Consider the following 19,215-nt stretch of genomic DNA (forward strand, 5'->3'; position numbering starts at 1 on the left):
CTCGGGGTGGCCTTTTCGTTGCCACCACGAGGTTTCGGCGACCTGCCGTCGATGTCGTCACTGGGCGCCAAAGGCCTTTCGGGAGGCCGGCCGCCAAGCCGGGGTCCGAGTCGAACCCGCTCCGCGTCCGCGGCCTGTGGTTCGGAGTCCGCCCGCTCCGGCAGCCCCTCGAACGGATCGACCGGGCATTCGCCCACTTCACCGGCGGCCGGCTGAGCCGCCTGCCCTGAGCGCACCGGCTCCGAGATCGTTCCAATCCGCGTGAGCGGGAACAATCCGCTGCGGGCGCTGGGTAATCTTCCGCGTTATGCGCCGTGCACGAGGTCGACTTCTTCGCGTCTGCGCATTCGTGCTGGGGATTTCCGTCAGCGCCGTGCTGTTGCCGACCGCCATCAACATCGGCACCGGGGGCAGTGCACCGGCGTTCCTCGCGCCGTACACCGGCTGGGCCTGGCCGGTCATCGGTGTGCTGTGGGCCGTTTCCGTGGTCGTCGGGTTGTGGGAGATGCTGGCGCGCCAGCAGTCGGCCATCACCAGCCACCCCGTCGATCACCCGCGCAACCGGCCGAACGCGCTGGACCGCGTCGAGCGCTACGTCGATCAGCGGTTCTCGCAGTCGCTCGCCGCCAAAGCGCGGATCGAACTGGACCTCGACGAACGGCCGGACGCGGTCATCCGCCCGCAGTCGCTGACGGTGCAACCCGTCGGCGGCGCCGAGAAGGCCATCGCGTCGAACGCGCCGATCTCCGAGGTCTTCGACGAGCTCCACCAGTCCATGCTCGTCCTCGGCGACCCCGGCGCGGGCAAGACCACGCTGCTGCTGGAGCTGGCTCACGCGCTGGTCGGCCGCGCCCGGCGGGACCCGGAGCAGCCGATCCCCGTGCTGGTCGATCTCTCGGGATGGCCCGGCACCGACGACAAGAAGCGCGGGCCGAACGATTTCGTCCAGTGGCTGCGCGACGAGCTGCGGCGCAGGTACACCATTCCGCACGCGGTCACCGAAGCCTGGCTTGCCGCGGGAAAGCTGGCGTTGTTGCTCGACGGTCTCGACGAGGTGGCCCCGGAACACCGCGAGGAGTGCGTCCGCGAGCTGAACTCCTTGCCGCAGAAGGCGTTCGTGCCGCAGATCGCGGTGTGCAGCCGCCTGGGCGAGTACGACCGGCTGCCCGAACGGCTCAGCCTGCACGGCGCGGTGCACATCCAGCCGCTGACCCGCGACCGGCTGGCGGAGTACTTCGAAGGCACCGGGCGGGGACTCAGCGGCGTCCGGTCGATGCTGACCAGCGACCCGGAGCTGTGGGAACTGCTGGACTCCCCGCTGATGCTCAACATCATGGCGCTGGCAGTGCGGGGAGCCGACGGCGAGCAACTGCGGGCCGAGGGCACGACCACCGCCCGCCGGGAGCTGTTCGACGCTTACGTCTGCGAGGTGCTGGCGCGCCGGGTCACGCCGCCGTCCCGCTACACGCCACGGGAGACCGTCCGCGCGTTGTGGTTCCTGGCGATGCTGGCCCGGGACTCCTACCGCGGGAACGCGGCGTTGCGGATCCGGTTCCTGTCCAACCTCGACTGGTACAAGTGCGTCCCGCTCGACGTCACCGTGGCGACCACGGGCGTTTTCATACCGGTGGCGCTGGGGGCCTTCACCGCGCCGATCGTGCTCGCCGCAATGGTGCGGTTCGGCCTGTTCGCGGGCGTGGTCACCGCGTGCGCCGCAGCGGTGGCGACGGCCATGACCAGCCGCGATGCGCTCCCTCCGACCGGCGCGCGGTCGTCGCCGCACCGGGCCAGGGCCGTCCGCTCCGCGGCGGTCGTCGGCCTGACCGCCGGGGCGGGCACGATCGGCCTCGTGCTGGCGGTGCACTGGATCCTCGCCGAGGTCCCCGCACCGGTTTGCGCCGCCATCGTCGCCGCAGGCGCCGCCGTCAGCGCCGGACTCACCGCCTCCGTCAATTTCGTGGCGGAAGCCGTCACCGCGTGGTTCGTCGCGCTCGCGTCCGGCCTCGCGTCGCTGGGGCTGGCATTGTGGATCGGCCCGACCGAAGAACTGGTGGGCGGCTGGGTGATCGGCCTGGCGGGCAGCGCCTTCATCGGAGCGACGACCTTGGGCACGGTCCAGTTCTGCCTCTCCCCGCAGACCCGGGACGCGCCGAAGAACTGGGGCTTCACCAAGCAGAACGTGCTCTGCGTGACCGCGGGAGCGCTCGTCGCGGCGCTGCCGGGCATCGCCGCGGGCTCGCTGCCCGACACCCGGTTCCTCGGGTTCGCCGTCGGGTTGGTGATCGGCGGCTGCGGGCTCCTCGCCTGGGACGACGGTCCAGGAGCGTCGCTGCTCGGCCTGCTGGTGTTCCGCTTCACCGGCTACCTGCCGCCCAGGCGACGCGACTTCCTCTCGCACGCCGCGGACCGGAGCCTGCTGAGCCGGTCGGACGGCGAGTGGCGGTTCGTGCACCTGCTGGTGCGCGACCACCTCGCCGAATGCGATCCGGCCAGACTCGGAGCCCGAGCCGAGCAACGGGCCCGGGAACTGGCCGGGAACCGCTCCCGCCAGGCGGCGTGACCCGAGCCGGGATCGGCCCGGATCGGGCGATACGGGTGTTCCTCGCCATTTCCGCCTCGTTGGTCGTACGCTGTGGCGCGCAGTTGTCGATCAGCGGCGAGGTGAGCTGGGATGACCCGCACGCAGGGGTTGCGTCGGATCCGGGCGGACGTGATGGGGCTGGCGCTGGGGTTGGTGGCGATCCTGCTCGGGCTCTTCGGGACGACCGGGGCGGCGGCGAAGGAGCCGACCACCGCGATGCGCGGGATGTGGATCGCCGGGGTGGAGAACATCGACTGGCCGAGCAAACCGGGGCTTTCCGCCGCGCAGCAGCAGGACGAGTACCGGAAGCTGCTCGACCAGGCCGTCGCGAACAAGCTGAACGCCGTGTTCGTCCAGGTGCGGCCGACCGCCGACGCGTTCTGGCCGTCGCCGCACGAGCCGTGGTCGCACTGGTTGACCGGGCAGCAGGGCCGCGATCCCGGCTACGACCCGCTGCGGTTCATGGTCGACGAGGCGCACCAGCGCGGCCTGCAGTTCCACGCCTGGTTCAACCCGTACCGGATCAGCATGACCGACGACCCGCAGGCGCTCGTCCCGGAGCACCCGGCCCGCAAGCACCCGGAGTGGACCTTCGCCTACGGCGGCAAGCTCTACTACGACCCGGGCGTGCCGGCGGCCCGCGAGTTCGTGACCCGCGCGATCATGCACGCCGTCGAGAACTACGACGTCGACGGCGTCCATCTCGACGATTACTTCTACCCGTACCCCGTCGAGGGCCAGAAGATCCCGGACGAGAAGACCTTCGCCGAGCACGGCAAGGACTTCGACGACATCGAGGACTGGCGCCGGCACAACGTCGACCAGCTGGTGGCGGACCTCGACGCCCGGGTGCACCGGGCCAAGCCGGTGGCGAAGTTCGGCATCAGCCCGTTCGGCATCTGGCGCAACGCGTCCAGCGACCCGGCCGGCTCGGACACCAAGGGCCTGGAGTCGTACTCGGCGATCTACGCCGACACCCGCAAGTGGGTGCGGGAGGGCTGGGTCGACTACATCGCCCCGCAGGTCTACTGGCAGATCGGCCACCCGGCCGCCGACTACGCCGCCCTGATCCCGTGGTGGTCCAAGACGGTCTCGGGCACCGGCGTGGACCTCTACATCGGCCAGGCCGCCTACCGGGTCGGCAAGGAGGGCTGGACCGACCCCGGCGAGCTCTCCGCCCACCTGGCGCTCAACGGCAAGTACAAGGGCGTGAAGGGCGACATCTACTTCAGCGCGAAGTCGCTGACCACCAACGCCGCCGAAGCCATGGCCCGCGTCGTCGAGGAGCACTACGCCGATCACTGAGCCGCCGCCCGCTGCGACGACGGCCGGTGCGGTGGCCTCGATCAGGTGAGTTCGGCGAACCGCTCCACCTTCTCCGACCTTCCCGCTACCACCAGCACATCTTCGGCGCGGATCACGGTGTCGGCGGTGGCGTAGGTGAATTCCGAACCCAGGCGTTTGATGCCGACGACGGTGATGCCGTACTTCGCGCGCAGCTGTGCATCGGCCAGGGTGCGGCCCACCCCTTCGGTGGGCGCGTAGGTCTTGGCGAGCGCGTAGTGCTCGTCGAGCTCGATGTAGTCGAGCATCCGGCCGATCACCAGGTGCGCGACCCGCTCCCCCATGTCGTGCTCCGGCAGCACGACGTGGTGCGCGCCCACGCGTTCCAGGATCCGGCCGTGCTGACGGCTGGTGGCCTTGGCCCAGATGTTCTGGATCCCGAAGTCGGCCAGCAGCGAGGTGGTCAGGATGCTGGCCTCCAGGTCGGTGCCGATGGCCACCACCGCCCGGTTGAACTGGTGCACGCCGAGCTGCCGGAGGGTCTCCGGGTCGGTCGTGTCGGCGACCGCGGTGTGGGTCAGCTCGTCGGCGTGCCGCTGCACCACGGCCGGCCGCGAGTCGATCGCCAGCACCTCCGAGCCGCGCCGCACCAGTTCGCTCGCCAGTGAACTGCCGAACCGGCCCAGGCCGATCACGACGATCTGGTTCTCCGCGTTGTTCTTAGCCAACGATGGGTCGCTCCTCCGGTAGTTCGTAGCGTCGGGCCCGTTCGCGCAAGGCCAGTGCGGAGGCGAGCGTGATCGGCCCCAACCGCCCGATGAACATCAGGGCTACCAGCAGTATCTGCCCGAACGCCGGCAGCTGGGCGGTGATGCCGGTGGAGAGGCCGACCGTGGCGAACGCCGACACCGCCTCGAACAGGACCGCGTCCAGCCCGAACGGCGAAATCGCCAGCAGCGCGAGCACGGTCAGCATGATCACCGCGACCCCGATCAGCACGATCGTCAGCGCCTGCCGCTGCACGCCCTCCGGCAGGCGGCGCCCCATCACGTGCACGGTCGGCTCGCCGCGGATCTCGGCGAGGATCACGAACGCCAGCAACGCGAAGGTGGTGACCTTGATGCCGCCCGCCGTACCGGCGCTGCCACCGCCGATGAACATCAGGATGTCCTGCACCAGCAGCGTTCCCGGATACATCTGGGCGACATCCAGGCTGTTGAAGCCCGCGGTGCGCGGCATCAGCCCGGTGAAGGACCCGGCCAGCAGCTTGCCCTGCCAGGACAGCGGTCCCAGCGTGCCCGGGTTGGCCCACTCCGCGACGGTGACCGCCACGGTGCCGACCACCACCAGCACCGCTGTGGCCAGCAGGGTGACCTTGGTGTGCAGCGTCCAGCGGCGCTGCTTGCGGAACTGGCGGAACAGCTCCAGCCACACCGGGAAACCGAGCCCGCCGGCCACCACCGCGGCGCAGATCGGCAGGCAGAACCAGGGATCGGTGGCGAACCCGATCAAGTTGTCCGAGTACAGCGCGAATCCCGCGTTGTTGAACGCCGAGACCGCGTGGAACACGCCCTCGTACACCGCCCGCCCGAGCCCCATGCCGTAGCCGGTGATCAGCCGGACCGTCAGCAGCACCGCGACGACCAGCTCGAACAGCAGGCTGAACAAGAGGACCTGGCCCACCACCCGGCGAACGTCGCCGAGGTCGAGCGCCTTGGTCTCCGCCTGGGCCGTCAGGCGCATGCGCAAGCCGAACCGGCGGAACACCAGCAGGCTCAGCAACGACGCGAGGGTCATGATCCCCAGCCCGCCGATCTGGATCAGCATGAGGATCGTCACCTCGCCGGCGGCGGACCAGTGCGTCGGAGTGTCCACGACGACGAGCCCGGTCACGCACACCGCCGAGGTCGCGGTGAACAGCGCTGCCAGCAAACCGGTGGCCTGGCCGGACTCCGTCGAGAAGGGCAGCGAGAGCAGCAGCGTGCCGACGGCGATGAACGCGGCGAAGCCGAGCACGATCGGCACGGCAGGGCGCTTGCGCACCGGCACCAACCGTCGGAACGTGATCAGGACAGCCTGCACGTGTGAACCGTACGTCGCGCTCGGCCGCCGGTGAAACTACGGCTCGGTGATCACCACGATGCCGTCCTGGTCGGACACCACGTACTCGCCGGGCACGAACCGGATGCCGCCGAGCTCGATGACATCGTCGACGGTTCCCTCGCCGGTCTTGGTGCTCTTGCGCGGGTTGGTGCCCAGCGCCTTGACGCCGAAGTCCATCCCGGCCAGCACCGCCGAGTCGCGCACCGCGCCGTTGATGACGACCCCGCTCCAGCCGTTCGAGCGGCCGATCTCGGCGATCAGGTCGCCGATCAGCGCGGTGTGCAGCGAGCCGCGGCCGTCGATGACCAGCACCTGGCCGTCGCCGGGCTCGGAGAGGACCTTCTTGAGCAGGGCGTTGTCCTGGAAGCACGTGACCGTGCGGATCCGGCCTTCGAACGCCTCGCGCCCGCCGAGGTTGCGGAACTGCACGTCGCAGCTGCGCACCTCCGGGCCTTCCCGGTCCGCGAGATCAGCCGTCGCCTGAGCCATGAGTCCTCCCGGATCGCCGCTGTCGTGGACGGCGAGCGTACCCACCGGTAGCCGGGCGCGGCCCAACACCGCGACCAACGCCACACCGGCCGCCCAGTTTCAATGAGGTCTTTCCAACCTCGTTTTGCGTGGCGGTGCGGGTAGCGGCCCCCCTGCGGGAGTTACAGCGCCCGCCTGGACTGTGGGTGCCCAGCCTTATGTATGCCAATACACGGCGGCTGGGCCGTCCTCGCCAGGCGAACGCTGAGAACCCGCGGCGGTGCCGGTGTCGTAGGTGGGCTATGCGCCTGCGGCGCATGCGACACCCATCGACATGCAGCTTTGCGATCCGCGGCTGCGGGCCGACCAGGATGAAAAAGGCTCAATTGAAACTGGACATCAGCCGCAGGAACGGGCGCGATGGAGGAGCAGCGCCCGCTCGGCGGCCAGCAGGTCCACCCGGTTCTTCGCTGTCGGCGTTGGCCTTGACCACCATCAGGAATCGCATCAGGAACCGCTCCTCGCCGGTGGCGGCCGGCCGTTCACCTACGCATCGAACGGGCTCCCCGGGAATCGACGCGCTCGACGAATCGTGTCCGCGAATTCCTATCCGCCCAGGTGGCGGCGGATCAACTCGTTGACCTCCTGCGGGTTCTCCATGCTGGCCATGTGCCCGACGCCGGCCATCTCGACCAGTTCGGCGTTCGGCATCCGCTCCGCCGCGTCCCGCGCCATCCGGTGCAGGTCGACCGCCTCCAGCTCGCCGACGACCAGCAAGGTCGGCGCGGTGATCTCCGCCAGCCTGCTCGCGACGTCGCGCTCCAGCAGCCGCCCGGTCGCGGTGTGGTGGTTGCCCACGGTCGTCATCGCCATGTCCCGGCAGCGCGACCGGATCTGCTGGTCCACCTCGTCCGGCCGGCGGTGCGGGCCGTCGACCCCGATGCGCAGGAACGCCTCGACGTACCGGTCGATGTCCATCGCCTGCCTGGCGGCCTCCTGCTCGCGGTGCCCATCCTGGATGAACGGGTCGAGGAAGTCGACCGGCGGGATGCCCGGGCCGAACAGCACGATGCGGTCCACCCGCTCCGGGTGCTGCAACGCGAAGGTCAGGGCGGTGGCGCCGCCCATCGAGTTGCCCATCAGCGACGCGGTGCCGACCTCGAAGTGGTCCAGCAGCGCCAGCAGGTCTTCCTCGGCCCGGACGTCGGCCATCGCGGTGCTGGAGCGCCCGTGGGAGCGGGCGTCGTAGCGGATCAGCCGGTGGTCGGCGGCGAGTTCGAGCTGCTCGTCCCACATCCCCACGCCCAGGTAACCGGCGTGCAGCAGCACCAGCGGCGGCCCGGAACCCACCACCTCGGCGTACAGCTCGCCGTCCGGGACCGGAACTCGTACTGACTCGATAGTGTTCATGGCAACCAAGGTGTCATAATGACACCGTGGTTGACAACTCCGATTCCCCGCTGCCGCCCACCGAGCTCGGACCGCGACTGGCCGAGGTCTACGCCGTCCTCGGACCGCTCTACCGCCGCGTCGCACGCCTCGTCGAGCAGCAAAGCCCCAGCAACGGGTTGTCCGTCGGCGTGCGCGCGGTGCTCGAACGGCTGGAAATAGCCGGCACCGCCGAGCCGGTCCCCCAGATCGCCCGGACCCTGGAACTCAGCAGGCAGTTCGTGCAGCGCATGGTCAACGACGCGCAGGCGGCCGGATTCGTCGCGCTGAAGCCGAATCCCGCGCACCGCCGCTCGTCGCTGGTGGCGCTCACCGAAGCCGGCCGCACCGCCATCCGCGCGGTGCAGGCGGAAGAGCACACAACGATGGGGCTCGTCGGCGGCGACCTGACCGATGCCGAGGTGGCGACGACCATGCGGGTGCTGCGGCACATGCTCGCCGCGGTCAACGAGATCGACGTCGAGCCGTCGTGAGCGCTGAAGCAGGTTCTTACCGGAGCGAGCACGCGCGAGAAACGAACCGGGCCGGGTGAGCTGTCGCCCACCCGGCCCGGTTCGTTGATCTCAGCGGCCCTTGCGCTCGCGGAGCTTGGTCAGCGCTTCCTCCAGGATGGCCATCCCGTCGGCATCGCTGCGCCGCTCCTTGACGTACGCGAGGTGGCTCTTGTACGGCTCGTTCCGCCGCGCCTCGGGCGGATTCTCCTGGTCCAAGCCCGCCGGCAAACCGCAGCGCGGGCAGTCCCATTCCTCCGGCACCTCGGCGTCCATCGCAAACGACGGCCGGCTGTGGTGCGCGTTCGCGCACCAGTAGTCGACCCGCTTGCGCGGCGCGGCTTCCCCCCGCTCCGACTCGCCTACCGTGGGGCCCGAGCCCACACGCGTGCCGCGAATGGCGTTGCCACCAGTCATCCGTCTTCACCCACCAAGCGGCCCGGGGTCGTCGACCGGCTGGGTGCCCGGTCGATCAACCGATCTTGATCAACAGGCCGACACCGATGATGGAGATGACCCACAGCGCCATGACGAACAACGTCATCCGGTCGAGGTTCTTCTCCGCCACACTGGAACCGGCCAGGTTGGACTGCATACCGCCGCCGAACAGCGAGGACAGACCGCCGCCCTTGGCCCGGTGCAGCAGCACCAGCAGCACCAGCAGCACACTCGTCACGATCAACACGATCTGCAGGAAAAGAGTCATCACGTCCTCGTTCGCACAGCGGTCCGCGACCAAGCGTACCGGGCCACCAACAGCGAGTTGACCACCGTCCACCCGTTTGCCGCGAGGACGGTCTCACACTGCTCCACCCGGTGCACCCCAGGGGTGCCGGACGGGTCGGCGCGAACGGCCCGTTCACCTCACCGGGAGAGGCGAACGGGCCGGAACCGCATCACGGGATGGGGCCGCCCGCGGCCATGGCGGAGAGCTTGGCGAACTCGTCGCCGTTGAGGCTCGCGCCGCCGACCAGGGCGCCGTCCACGTCCGACTGGCCGATCAGGTCGCCGATGTTGCTCGACTTCACCGAGCCGCCGTAGAGCACCCGCACCTCGTCGGCGATCTCCTTGCCGTACTTCTCCTCCAGCGCCGCCCGCAGCGCCCCGCAGACCTCCTGCGCGTCCGCGGCGGTGGCGACCTTGCCGGTGCCGATCGCCCACACCGGCTCGTAGGCCACCACGACCTGGCGCACCTGCTCGGCCTTGAGGCCCTTGAGCGCGTTGATCAGCTGCGTCGTGCAGTGCTCGACGTGGCCGCCGGACTCGCGCACGTCGAGCTGCTCGCCGACGCACAGGATCGGCGACATGCCGTGCTTGAGGGTGGCGCGGACCTTCTTGTTCACCAGCTCGTCGGTCTCCGCGTGGTACTCGCGGCGCTCCGAGTGGCCGACCACCACGTAGCTGCACCCGAGCTTGGCCAGCATCGGCCCGGACACGTCACCGGTGTAGGCCCCGGACTCGTGCTCGGAGATGTCCTGCGCGCCGTGCTTGAGCAGCAGCTTGTCGCCGTCGATCAGGGTCTGCACGCTGCGGATGTCGGTGAACGGCGGCAGCATCGCCACCTCCACCTTCGCGAAGTACTTCTCCGGCAACGCGAAGGCGACCTTCTGCACCAGGGCGATCGCCTCCAGGTGGTTCAGGTTCATCTTCCAGTTGCCGGCGATCAGTGGCTGCCTGGCCATGTTCAGCGCTCACCTTCCAGGACGGCCACACCGGGCAGGTCCTTGCCTTCGAGGTATTCCAGCGACGCGCCGCCGCCGGTGGAGATGTGCGAGAAGCCGTCCTCGGGCAGTCCGAGGGTCCGCACCGCGGCGGCCGAGTCGCCGCCGCCGACCACGCTGAACGAATCGGAGTCGACGATGGCCTGCGCGACGCCGCGGGTGCCGTCGGCGAACGCCGGGAACTCGAACACGCCGGCCGGGCCGTTCCAGAACACCGTGCCGGCCTCGCGGAGGATCCCGGCGAACTGCTCGGCGCTGCGCGGCCCGATGTCCAGCCCCATCCAGTCGGCCGGGATCGCGTCGGCGGCCACGACCTGCTTCTCCGCGTCCGCGGCGAAACGGTCGGCGACCACCACGTCCACGGGCAGCACCAGCTTGTCGCCGTGCTCGGCGAGCAGCTGCTCGGTGGAGGAGATCTGGTCCTCCTGCAGCAGCGAGTTGCCGACGTTGTGGCCCTGGGCGGCCAGGAACGTGTACGCCATGCCGCCGCCGATGAGCAGCTTGTCGACCTTGGGCAGCAGGGCCTTGATGACGCCGAGCTTGTCGGAGACCTTCGAGCCGCCGAGCACCACGACGTAGGGGTGCTTCGGGTCGCCGGTCAGGGTGCGCAGCACCTCGACCTCGGCGAGCACCAGGCCGCCGGCGTAGGCGGGCAGCCGCTTGGCGACGTCGTAGACCGACGCCTGCTTGCGGTGCACCACGCCGAAACCGTCGGAGACGAAGGCGGCGTCCGGGCCGACCAGCGCCGCCAGCTCGTCGGCCAGCGCGCCGCGCTCGGCGTCGTCCTTGCTGGTCTCGCGGGCGTCGAAGCGGACGTTCTCCAGCAGCGCGACCGACCCGTCGGCCAGGCCCGCCACCGTGGACTTCGCCGAGTCGCCGACCAGGTCACCGGCCAGCGGGACGTCCGCGCCGAGCAGCTCGCCGAGACGCCGCGCGACCGGGGCCAGGGAGAACTTCGGGTCCGGCTCGCCCTTGGGGCGGCCGAGGTGCGCGGTGAGCACCACCTGGGCGCCGGCGCCGGTCAGCTTCCGGATGGTCGGCAGGGAGGCGCGCACCCGGCCGTCGTCGGTGATCTTCTCGCCGTCCAGCGGCACGTTGAGGTCGGCACGCACCAGAACACGCCGACCCCGAACGCCCTCGGACAGCAGATCGTCGAGGTTCTTCACGTCTGCTCCTCGCATCAGGGGATGGTGCCGGCATCCGGTGGGGCCGTGCGTCTTTCGTGTCGCCTTAGCAGCACAGAACACGCACGGCCCCGAGCCCGGCCGGCACCCCCACTACGGGAAGACCCGCACGAGCCGAGGTGTTCCAGCGGCTCATGCGGGTCTCCGGGAATCAGGTCAGGCCAGCTTCTTGCCGACCAGGTCGACGAGGTCGGCGAGGCGGTTGGAGTAGCCCCACTCGTTGTCGTACCAGCCGACGATCTTGACCTGGTTGCCGATGACCTTGGTCAGCGGCGAGTCGTAGATCGTCGAGTGCGGGTCGGTGACGATGTCGGCGGAGACGATCGGGTCCTCGTTGTACTTGAGGATGCCCTTGAGCTTGCCCTCGGCGGCCGCGGCCTTGAACGCCTCGTTGACCGACTCGACCGTGGCGTCCTTGCGGACGGTGGCGGTGAGGTCGGTGACCGAGCCGGTCGGCACCGGCACGCGCAGCGCGTAGCCGTCCAGCTTGCCGTTGAGCTCCGGCAGCACCAGGCCGATCGCCTTGGCCGCACCGGTGCTGGTCGGCACCACGTTGACCGCGGCGGCGCGGGCGCGGCGCAGGTCGCTGTGCGGGGCGTCCTGCAGGTTCTGGTCCTGCGTGTAGGCGTGGATGGTGGTCATCAGGCCCTGCTCGATGCCGAAGGCGTCGTCGAGCACCTTGACCATCGGGGCCAGGCAGTTGGTGGTGCAGGAGGCGTTGGAGATGATGGTCTGCGAGCCGTCGTACTTGTCGTCGTTGACGCCCAGCACCACGGTCAGGTCTTCGCCCTTGGCCGGGGCGGAGATGATGACCTTCTTCGCACCGCCCTCGTCGACGTGCTTGCGGGCGTCCGCGGCCTTGGTGAAGAAGCCGGTGGACTCCACGACGACGTCGACGCCCAGGTCGCCCCACGGCAGCTTGCCCGGGTCGCGCTCGGCGAGGATCTTGATGAGCTTGCCGCCCACCTCGATGCCCTCACCGGTGACCTTCACCTCCTGGTCGAGGCGGCCGAGGATGCTGTCGTACTTGAGCAGGTGGGCCATGGTCGCGACATCGCCCAGGTCGTTGGCGGCCACGATCTCGATGTCGTGATCACTGGCGGTCGCGGCCCGCCAGAAGTTCCGCCCGATCCGACCGAAGCCGTTGATACCTACGCGAACGGTCACGCCGATCTCTCCTCGTGACTGACCCGGCCGGCGACGCGGCGGGTGAGGTTGATGGTCTCGGCATCACCCTATCTGCCACCGGGGCCTTCGCACGCGGGCGGGCGAGCGGGCTCACGCTCCGGAAATGCGATGTCTCCCACCAGCCGCACCCGGCCCGCGACCAACCGCGACCACACGCGCATCAGCGCAGGTCAACGCGCCGCGGAGCGGGGCGATCGGGGCGACGACGGCGATCGCGGCCCGTGATCGGCATCTCTGCACCGGTTCGGCGCCGTGCCGGTTTTTCACAGTTCCAATTGAAATGGTGATTTACCGGCCGACGGGACCGCGGTTTCAATTGAGCCTTTTTCATCCTGGTCGGTCCGCAGTCGCGGGTCGCAAAGCCGTACGTCGATGGGGTGTCGCATGCGCCGCAGGCGCATAGCCCACCTACGACACTCGCACCGCCGCGGGTTCTCAGAGGGTTCCTGGCGAGGACGGCCCCTCCGCCGTGTATTGGACATACATCAGGAGGGGCACCCACAGACCAGGAAGCCTCTGAGGTTCCGCCACCCGCACCGCCACGCAAAACGAGGCTGGAAAACCTCAAAGAAACTGCGGTCGACCGGTCAGGCGTCGGCTTCCAGCATCTCGGCGGTCACCGCGGATTCGGTGTCCGGGACGCCCAGTTCGCGGGCTCGCTTGTCGGCCATCGCCAGCAGCCGGCGGATCCGGCCGGCCACCGCGTCCTTGGTCATCGGCGGGTCCGCCAGCTGGCCGAGCTCCTCCAGCGATGCCTGCCGGTGCGCCAGCCGCAGCCGGCCCGCCACCGTCAGGTGATCCGGGGCCGTCGGGCCCAGCAGCTCCAGCGCGCGCTCCACCCGGGCGGCCGCGGCGACCGCGGCGCGCGCCGAGCGGCGCAGGTTGGCGTCGTCGAAGTTCGCCAGCCGGTTGGCCGTCGCCCGCACCTCGCGGCGCATCCGGCGCTCTTCCCACGCGAGCACGCTGGAGTGCGCGCCGAGCCTGGTCAGCAGCGCGCCGATGGCGTCGCCGTCGCGCACCACCACCCGGTCCGCGCCGCGCACCTCGCGCGACTTCGCCGCCACGCCGATCCGCCGCGCGGCACCGACCAGCGCCAGCGCCGCCTCCGGGCCCGGGCAGGTGACCTCCATCGACGACGACCGCCCCGGCTCGGTCAGCGAGCCGTGCGCCAGGAAGGCGCCGCGCCACGCGGCTTCCGAATCGCAGGCGCCGCCGGAGACGACGTGCGCGGGCAGGCCGCGCACGGGGCGGCCGCGCGGGTCGAGCAGCCCGGTCTGCCGGGCGAGGCCCTCGCCGTCCTTGACCACCCGCACCACGTACCGGGTGCCCTTGCGCAGCCCGCCGGAGGTGATCATGTGCACGTCGGACTGGTGCCCGAACAGTTCGTGGATCTCCTTGCGGAGCCGGCGCGCCGTGGAGCCGCTGTCCAGCTCGGCCTCGATCACCACCCGGCCGGCGACGATGTGCAGCCCGCCGGCGAAGCGCAGCAACGAGGACACCTCAGCCCGTCGGCAGCACGTCTTCGTCACCGACAACCGGCTCAACTCGTCCTTGACCGCCGCGGTCATCGCCACCGGTCCGTCCTCCTCTCCAATGCGGCCCGCAGGCTGGCCGCCAGCGCCTCCGGGTCGTGCCGTCCCGGCACGGCCGGCGCGGCGATCTTGTCCAGCAAAGTCTGCGCACCCAGACCGGCGGCCGCAGCTCGAAGCCGATCAGGGGTAGGCACCGAGTCGGCATCGGCCAACACGGCGTCGACCCGCAGCCGCGGTGCGTGCTGCGAGAGTACGTCCAGGTGCTGTTCGGGTGAGAAGCCCGCTGTCTCACCCGGCTGCGGGACGAGGTTGAGCACCACCACGCGGCGCGCGGTAGTGCTCACCAATGCCTCGTGCAGCTCCGGGACCAGCAGGTGTGGCAGCACGCTGGTGAACCACGAGCCGGGTCCGAGCAGCACCAGATCGGCGCCCAGCACGGCCTCCACCGCTTGCGGGCAGGCTGCCGGTTCTTCGACACCATTCGCGTGCAAACGCACTTGTTTCACTCGTCCGGGCGTACTGGCGATGGCGACCTGTCCCCGGATCGTGCGAATCGCGTCGGGATCGGAGTCGAGTCCGACGACGTCGGCGGCCATGTCCAGCGGCACCGTCGACATCGGCAGGACCCGGCCCTGCACGCCGAGCAGCCGGCAGGCGTGGTCGAGGACCTCGACCGGGTCGCCCAGCACCTCGAGCAGCCCGGCGAGCAGCAGGTTGCCGACGGCGTGGCCGGCGAGGGCCCCGCTGCCGCCGAAGCGGTGCTCGAACACCGTCGCCCACAGCTGGCCGTCGGCGTCGGAGTCGGCGAGCGCGGCGAGCGCCTTGCGCAGGTCGCCCGGCGGCAGCATGCCCAGCTCGCGACGCAGCCGCCCGGACGACCCGCCGTCGTCGGCCACCGTCACCACCGCCGTCACGTCGGTGGTGATCTGGCGCAGAGCGGACAGCGTCGCCTGCAGGCCGTGGCCGCCGCCGAGCGCGACCGCGCGCAGCTGGGCGCTCACTCGCGCCCCAGGTCCCGGTGCACCGTCTTGACCATCATCCCGTCGTCCTCGGCGAGGCGGCGGGCCAGCTCCTCGGCGAGCGCGACGCTGCGGTGCTTGCCGCCGGTGCAGCCCAGCGCCAGCGTCAGGTACCGCTTGCCCTCGCGGTGGTAGCCGGCCCCGACCAGCCGCAGCAGCTGCTGGTAGCTCTGCAGGAACTCCTCCGCGCCCTCCTGGCCGAGCACGTAGTTGCGAACCTCCTCGTCGAGGCCGTTGAACTCGCGCAGCTCCGGGATCCAGAACGGATTCGGCAGGAAGCGGCAGTCCATCACCAGGTCGGCGTCCATCGGCAGGCCGTACTTGTAGCCGAAGGACAGCACGGTCAGCCGGGTGCGGGTGCTCGCCTCGGTGCCGAACGCGTCCTCGATCTTGGACCGCAGCTGGTGCACGGACAGGCTGGTGGTGTCCAGCACCAGGTCGGCCTCGGAGCGCAGCCTCGACAGCAGCGACCGCTCCGCGGCGATCCCGTCGGCCAGCCGCCCCTCCCCCTGCAGCGGGTGGCCGCGCCGCACCTGCTCGAAGCGGCGGATCAGCACCTCGTCGGTGGCCTCCAGGAACAGGACCTTCGGCTTGTAGCCGCGGGCGTCGAGGTCCTTGATGACCGCGCCCAGGTCCTCGGTGAACGCGCGGCTGCGCACGTCCATCACCACCGCGACGCGGGTGACCGCGCCGCTGGAGCGCGCCCCCAGCTCCACCATCGTGGCGATCAGCTCCGGTGGCAGGTTGTCCACCACGAACCAGCCCAGGTCTTCCAGGCACTTGGCCGCGGTGCTGCGCCCCGCCCCGGACAGGCCGCTGACCACGGCGACCTCGATGCCCGACTGCTCGTCAGTCACTGCTCTCCCCTTCAGCGTTGTCGGCGCCGGGCCCCGCCCGGTCGTCCGGCACCGGGCTCGGCCCGGTTCCCCCTTCGGCCGCGAGCGCCGAGTGCACGGTCTCGGCGGTGCGGCGGCCGATCCCGGGCACCGTGGCGATCTCGTCCACCCCGGCCTGGCGCAGCTTGCGCACCGAGCCGAAGTGCTTGAGCAACGCCGCGCGGCGGGTTTCGCCCAGGCCCGGAATCGCGTCCAATGTGGAGCTTGTCATGCGCTTGCCGCGCTTCGCGCGGTGGTAGCCGATGGCGAAGCGGTGCGCCTCGTCGCGGACCCGTTGCAGCAGGTAGAGCGCCTCGCTGGTGCGCGGCAGGATCACCGGGTCCGGGTCGGCCGGCAGCCAGATCTCCTCCAGCCGCTTGGCCAGCCCGATCACCGCGACGTCGGTGATGCCCATTTCGGTCAGCGCGTCCGCGGCCGCGTTGGCCTGCGGCGCACCGCCGTCGATCACCAGCAGGTTCGGTGGGTAGGCGAACTTGCGCGGGCGGCCGGTGTCGGGGTCGATCGCCGCGCCGACGGGCCCCGAGCCGGTCTGCTCCGGCGGGATGTCGGACTTCGCCGTCTCGCTGAGGTAGCGGTGGAAGCGGCGGCGCACGACCTCGTCGATGGAGCCGACGTCGCCGCCCTCGGCGCCCTCCCGGACCTCGAAGCGGCGGTACTCGGACTTGCGCGGCACGCCGTCCTCGAACACCACCAGCGACGCCACCACGTCGGTGCCCTGCACGTGGCTGACGTCGATGCACTCGATGCGCAGTGGGGCGGTGTCCAGCGCCAGCGCTTCCTGGAGCTCCTGCAACGCCGCCGACCGCGCCGTCAGGTCGCCGGCGCGGCGCAGCTTGTACTGCTGGAACGACTCCTTGGCGTTGCGCTCGACGGTTTCCATCAGCGCCCGCTTGTCGCCGCGCTGCGGCACCCGGAGGCTGACCCGGCTGCCGCGCAGCTCGCCGAGCCAGCCGGCGATCGCCTCCGCGTCGTCGGGCAGCTGCGGCACCAGCACCTCGCGCGGCACCGGGCTGCCGCCGGCGTCGGCCTGGTCGGCCAGCGACGCCTGCTCGCCGTAGAACTGGGTGAGGAACTGCGAGGTGAGGGCGGCGGTCTCGGTTTGCTCGACCTTGTCGATGACCCAACCGCGCTGGCCGCGCACCCGGCCGCCGCGGATGTGGAAGACCTGCACGGCGGCGGCGAGCTCGTCCTCGGCGAAGGCCACCACGTCGGCGTCGGTGCCGTCGCCGAGCACCACGGCCTGCTTCTCCATCGCCCGCCGCAGGGCCTCCAGGTCGTCGCGCAGCCGGGCGGCGCGCTCGAACTCCAGCTCCGCGGAGGCGGCCTGCATCTCCTTGTCGAGCTTGCGCATCAGCTGGTCGGTGTGCCCGGCCAGGAAGTCGCAGAAGTCCTCGACGATGTCCCGGTGCTCGTCGGCGTCGACCCGGCCCACGCAGGGCGCCGAGCACTTGCCGATGTAGCCGAGCAGGCAGGGGCGGCCGATCTGCGAGTGCCGCTTGAACACCCCGCCGGAGCAGGTGCGCGCGGGGAACACCCGCAGCAGCAGGTCGAGGGTCTCGCGGATCGCCCACGCGTGCGCGTACGGGCCGAAGTACCGCACGCCCTTGCGGCGCGGGCCGCGGTAGACGTGCAGGCGCGGGAACTCCTCGTGCAGGGTCACCGCCAGCACCGGGTACGACTTGTCGTCGCGGTAGCGGACGTTGAACTTCGGGTCGTACTCCTTGATCCAGGAGTACTCCAGCTGCAGCGCCTCGACCTCGGTGCCGACGACGGTCCACTGCACGCCGGTGGCCGTGGTGACCATCTGCCGGGTCCGCGGATGCAGTCCGGCGAGGTCGGCGAAGTACGACGAGAGCCTGCTGCGCAGGCTTTTCGCCTTGCCGACGTAGATCACTCGGCCGCCGGCATCGTGAAACCGGTAGACGCCGGGGGCGTCCGGGATCGTGCCTGGCGCTGGTCGGTAGGTGGACGGATCGGCCACGCCTCCACCCTACGTGCGGGGACCGACCGCCCGGATCTCGGTGCGCCGACCGTTCGGTCCACCACCGGGGCGGCCCGGCGGGGCACACTGGGGGACGCCCGTGATCGCGCACTTCGGAAGAGCCCGGATCCGCGGAGGTCAGCAGTGAACATCGACAACGCCCATCCCGAACGAGCGACGCTGTCCGAGGTCGGCCCCGGGGTTCACGCGTGGGTCCAACCGGATGGTTCGTGGTGGATCAACAACGCCGGGGCGGTGCTCGGCGACGACGGCGTCGTGCTGATCGACACCTGCGCGACCGCGCAGCGCACCCACCGGTTCCTGGACGCGGTGCGCGCCGCGAGCGACGACGCGCCGATCCGGTTCGCGGTGAACACCCACCTGCACGGCGACCACACGCACGGCAACGCGCTGCTGCCCGACTCGACCGTCCTCATCGGACACCCGGCGACCCGGACGGGCATCCTGGCGGAGACGATCCTCGCGGAGCCGCCGCCGGTGTGGGATCCCGTGCCGGACTGGGGCATCACCGAGTGCCGCGCGCCGACGGTGCTGCTGCAGGATTCGCTGGTCCTGCAGAGCGGCGACCGGCGGGTCGAGCTGCACCACCCCGGGTACACCGCGCACACACCCGGCGACGTGGTGGCGTGGGTGCCGGACGCCGGGGTGCTGTTCACCGGCGACCTGATCTTCCACGGCGTCACGCCGCTGGTGTTCATGGGTTCGGTGGAGGGCGCGCTGAAGGCGCTGGACTGGCTGGCGGGGTTCGGCGCGGCGAAGGTGGTGCCGGGCCACGGCTCGGTCCTGCCGGGTTCGGCGTTCCCGCGGGTGCTGGAGGACCACGCCCGCTACTACCGGTTCGTGCTGGACACGGCCCGCCAGGCCCGCACCGACGGCCTCTCGCCGCTGGAGGCGGCCCGGCGCTGCGACCTCGGCGAGTTCGCGGGCTGGCCGGACCGCGAGCGGATCGTCCTGAACCTGCACCGCGCTTACGCCGAAGCGGACGAGACGGAATTCGACCGGGCGGCGGCGTTCGCCGACGCGATCGCCTACAACGGAGGCCCGCTCCGCTGCGCCGTCTAGCGATTTCCCGGGTGAGCGACCCCGGTTGGTGTGACCGCCCGCAGTTTCAATGGAAACTGCGGTCCGTCGGCGTGTCTGGGCCCGACACGCCGACGGCTGTGGACAACTTCCGCAATTTCAATGAGGTGATCTCAGTGGGTTTTGGTGTGTTCGTGGTGGGTGAGGGTGAGTGCGGCGCGGACGATCGTGGTGATTTTGCGTGGGCTGGCGGTGATGCGTTTGAGTGTGCGCCAGC

17 protein-coding genes are annotated in these 19,215 nt (G+C 70.5%); 4 read left to right on the top strand and 13 right to left on the bottom strand.

What is annotated here, in order from left to right:
- Positions 1-373: 373 nt before the first annotated feature.
- The gene (locus AC07EQ_RS20500) at positions 374-2,560 is read left to right on the top strand and encodes an NACHT domain-containing protein (protein WP_478389508.1); all 2,187 of its coding nucleotides are present in this window, start codon (positions 374-376) and stop codon (positions 2,558-2,560) included.
- A 111-nt stretch (positions 2,561-2,671) separates the two neighbouring features.
- Entirely contained in the window at positions 2,672-3,886 is a 1,215-nt protein-coding gene (locus tag AC07EQ_RS20505; protein WP_478389509.1) for a glycoside hydrolase family 10-like protein, read from the top strand.
- Between the two features lie 41 nt (positions 3,887-3,927).
- Here AC07EQ_RS20505 and AC07EQ_RS20510 read toward each other — a convergent pair whose 3' ends face one another.
- The 4 genes from AC07EQ_RS20510 to AC07EQ_RS20525 form a co-directional block, all read right to left on the bottom strand.
- Positions 3,928-4,593: a potassium channel family protein gene (locus AC07EQ_RS20510; RefSeq protein WP_478389510.1), complete on the bottom strand. Its 666-nt coding sequence runs from the start codon at positions 4,591-4,593 to the stop codon at positions 3,928-3,930.
- Positions 4,586-5,947 (bottom strand): TrkH family potassium uptake protein, encoded by a 1,362-nt coding sequence (locus AC07EQ_RS20515; protein WP_478389511.1) that lies wholly within the window; start codon positions 5,945-5,947, stop codon positions 4,586-4,588. The genes AC07EQ_RS20510 and AC07EQ_RS20515 overlap by 8 nt, the downstream gene beginning before the upstream one ends.
- Positions 5,948-5,983: 36 nt before the next feature.
- Positions 5,984-6,457, bottom strand: a complete 474-nt coding sequence (rraA, locus tag AC07EQ_RS20520; RefSeq protein ID WP_478389512.1) for a ribonuclease E activity regulator RraA — start codon at positions 6,455-6,457, stop codon at positions 5,984-5,986.
- A gap of 585 nt (positions 6,458-7,042) precedes the next feature.
- A complete protein-coding gene (locus tag AC07EQ_RS20525; protein ID WP_478389513.1) occupies positions 7,043-7,846 on the bottom strand; it encodes an alpha/beta fold hydrolase in 804 nt (267 codons plus the stop codon).
- A gap of 26 nt (positions 7,847-7,872) precedes the next feature.
- Between AC07EQ_RS20525 and AC07EQ_RS20530 the strand changes: the two genes are divergently transcribed.
- Positions 7,873-8,358 (top strand): MarR family winged helix-turn-helix transcriptional regulator, encoded by a 486-nt coding sequence (locus AC07EQ_RS20530; protein ID WP_478389514.1) that lies wholly within the window; start codon positions 7,873-7,875, stop codon positions 8,356-8,358.
- A gap of 90 nt (positions 8,359-8,448) precedes the next feature.
- Here AC07EQ_RS20530 and AC07EQ_RS20535 read toward each other — a convergent pair whose 3' ends face one another.
- The 9 genes from AC07EQ_RS20535 to uvrC form a co-directional block, all read right to left on the bottom strand.
- Positions 8,449-8,793 (bottom strand): RNA polymerase-binding protein RbpA, encoded by a 345-nt coding sequence (locus AC07EQ_RS20535; protein ID WP_132491580.1) that lies wholly within the window; start codon positions 8,791-8,793, stop codon positions 8,449-8,451.
- Positions 8,794-8,848: 55 nt separating this feature from the next.
- Entirely contained in the window at positions 8,849-9,082 is a 234-nt protein-coding gene (secG, locus tag AC07EQ_RS20540) for a preprotein translocase subunit SecG (RefSeq protein WP_358594632.1), read from the bottom strand.
- A 190-nt stretch (positions 9,083-9,272) separates the two neighbouring features.
- Positions 9,273-10,058, bottom strand: coding sequence for a triose-phosphate isomerase (tpiA, locus tag AC07EQ_RS20545; RefSeq protein ID WP_478389515.1), 786 nt, complete (start codon positions 10,056-10,058; stop codon positions 9,273-9,275).
- A gap of 2 nt (positions 10,059-10,060) precedes the next feature.
- Positions 10,061-11,263, bottom strand: coding sequence for a phosphoglycerate kinase (locus AC07EQ_RS20550; protein WP_478389525.1), 1,203 nt, complete (start codon positions 11,261-11,263; stop codon positions 10,061-10,063).
- A gap of 174 nt (positions 11,264-11,437) precedes the next feature.
- A complete protein-coding gene (gene gap / locus AC07EQ_RS20555; RefSeq protein WP_478389516.1) occupies positions 11,438-12,448 on the bottom strand; it encodes a type I glyceraldehyde-3-phosphate dehydrogenase in 1,011 nt (336 codons plus the stop codon).
- A 608-nt stretch (positions 12,449-13,056) separates the two neighbouring features.
- Positions 13,057-14,043, bottom strand: coding sequence for a DNA-binding protein WhiA (whiA, locus tag AC07EQ_RS20560; protein WP_093260428.1), 987 nt, complete (start codon positions 14,041-14,043; stop codon positions 13,057-13,059).
- On the bottom strand, positions 14,034-15,002 hold the full coding sequence (locus AC07EQ_RS20565; RefSeq protein WP_478389517.1) for a gluconeogenesis factor YvcK family protein: 969 nt from the start codon (positions 15,000-15,002) through the stop codon (positions 14,034-14,036). The genes whiA and AC07EQ_RS20565 overlap by 10 nt, the downstream gene beginning before the upstream one ends.
- Complete coding sequence (gene rapZ / locus AC07EQ_RS20570) at positions 14,999-15,877, bottom strand: RNase adapter RapZ (protein ID WP_478389518.1); 879 nt, start codon at positions 15,875-15,877, stop codon at positions 14,999-15,001. Before rapZ ends, AC07EQ_RS20565 begins: the two co-directional genes overlap by 4 nt.
- A complete protein-coding gene (gene uvrC, locus AC07EQ_RS20575; protein WP_478389519.1) occupies positions 15,870-17,897 on the bottom strand; it encodes an excinuclease ABC subunit UvrC in 2,028 nt (675 codons plus the stop codon). The genes rapZ and uvrC overlap by 8 nt, the downstream gene beginning before the upstream one ends.
- A 144-nt stretch (positions 17,898-18,041) precedes the next feature.
- Between uvrC and AC07EQ_RS20580 the strand changes: the two genes are divergently transcribed.
- The gene (locus AC07EQ_RS20580; RefSeq protein WP_478389520.1) at positions 18,042-18,980 is read left to right on the top strand and encodes an MBL fold metallo-hydrolase; all 939 of its coding nucleotides are present in this window, start codon (positions 18,042-18,044) and stop codon (positions 18,978-18,980) included.
- Positions 18,981-19,215: the final 235 nt, after the last annotated feature.

This window comes from Saccharopolyspora sp. NPDC045839, assembly GCF_056431645.1.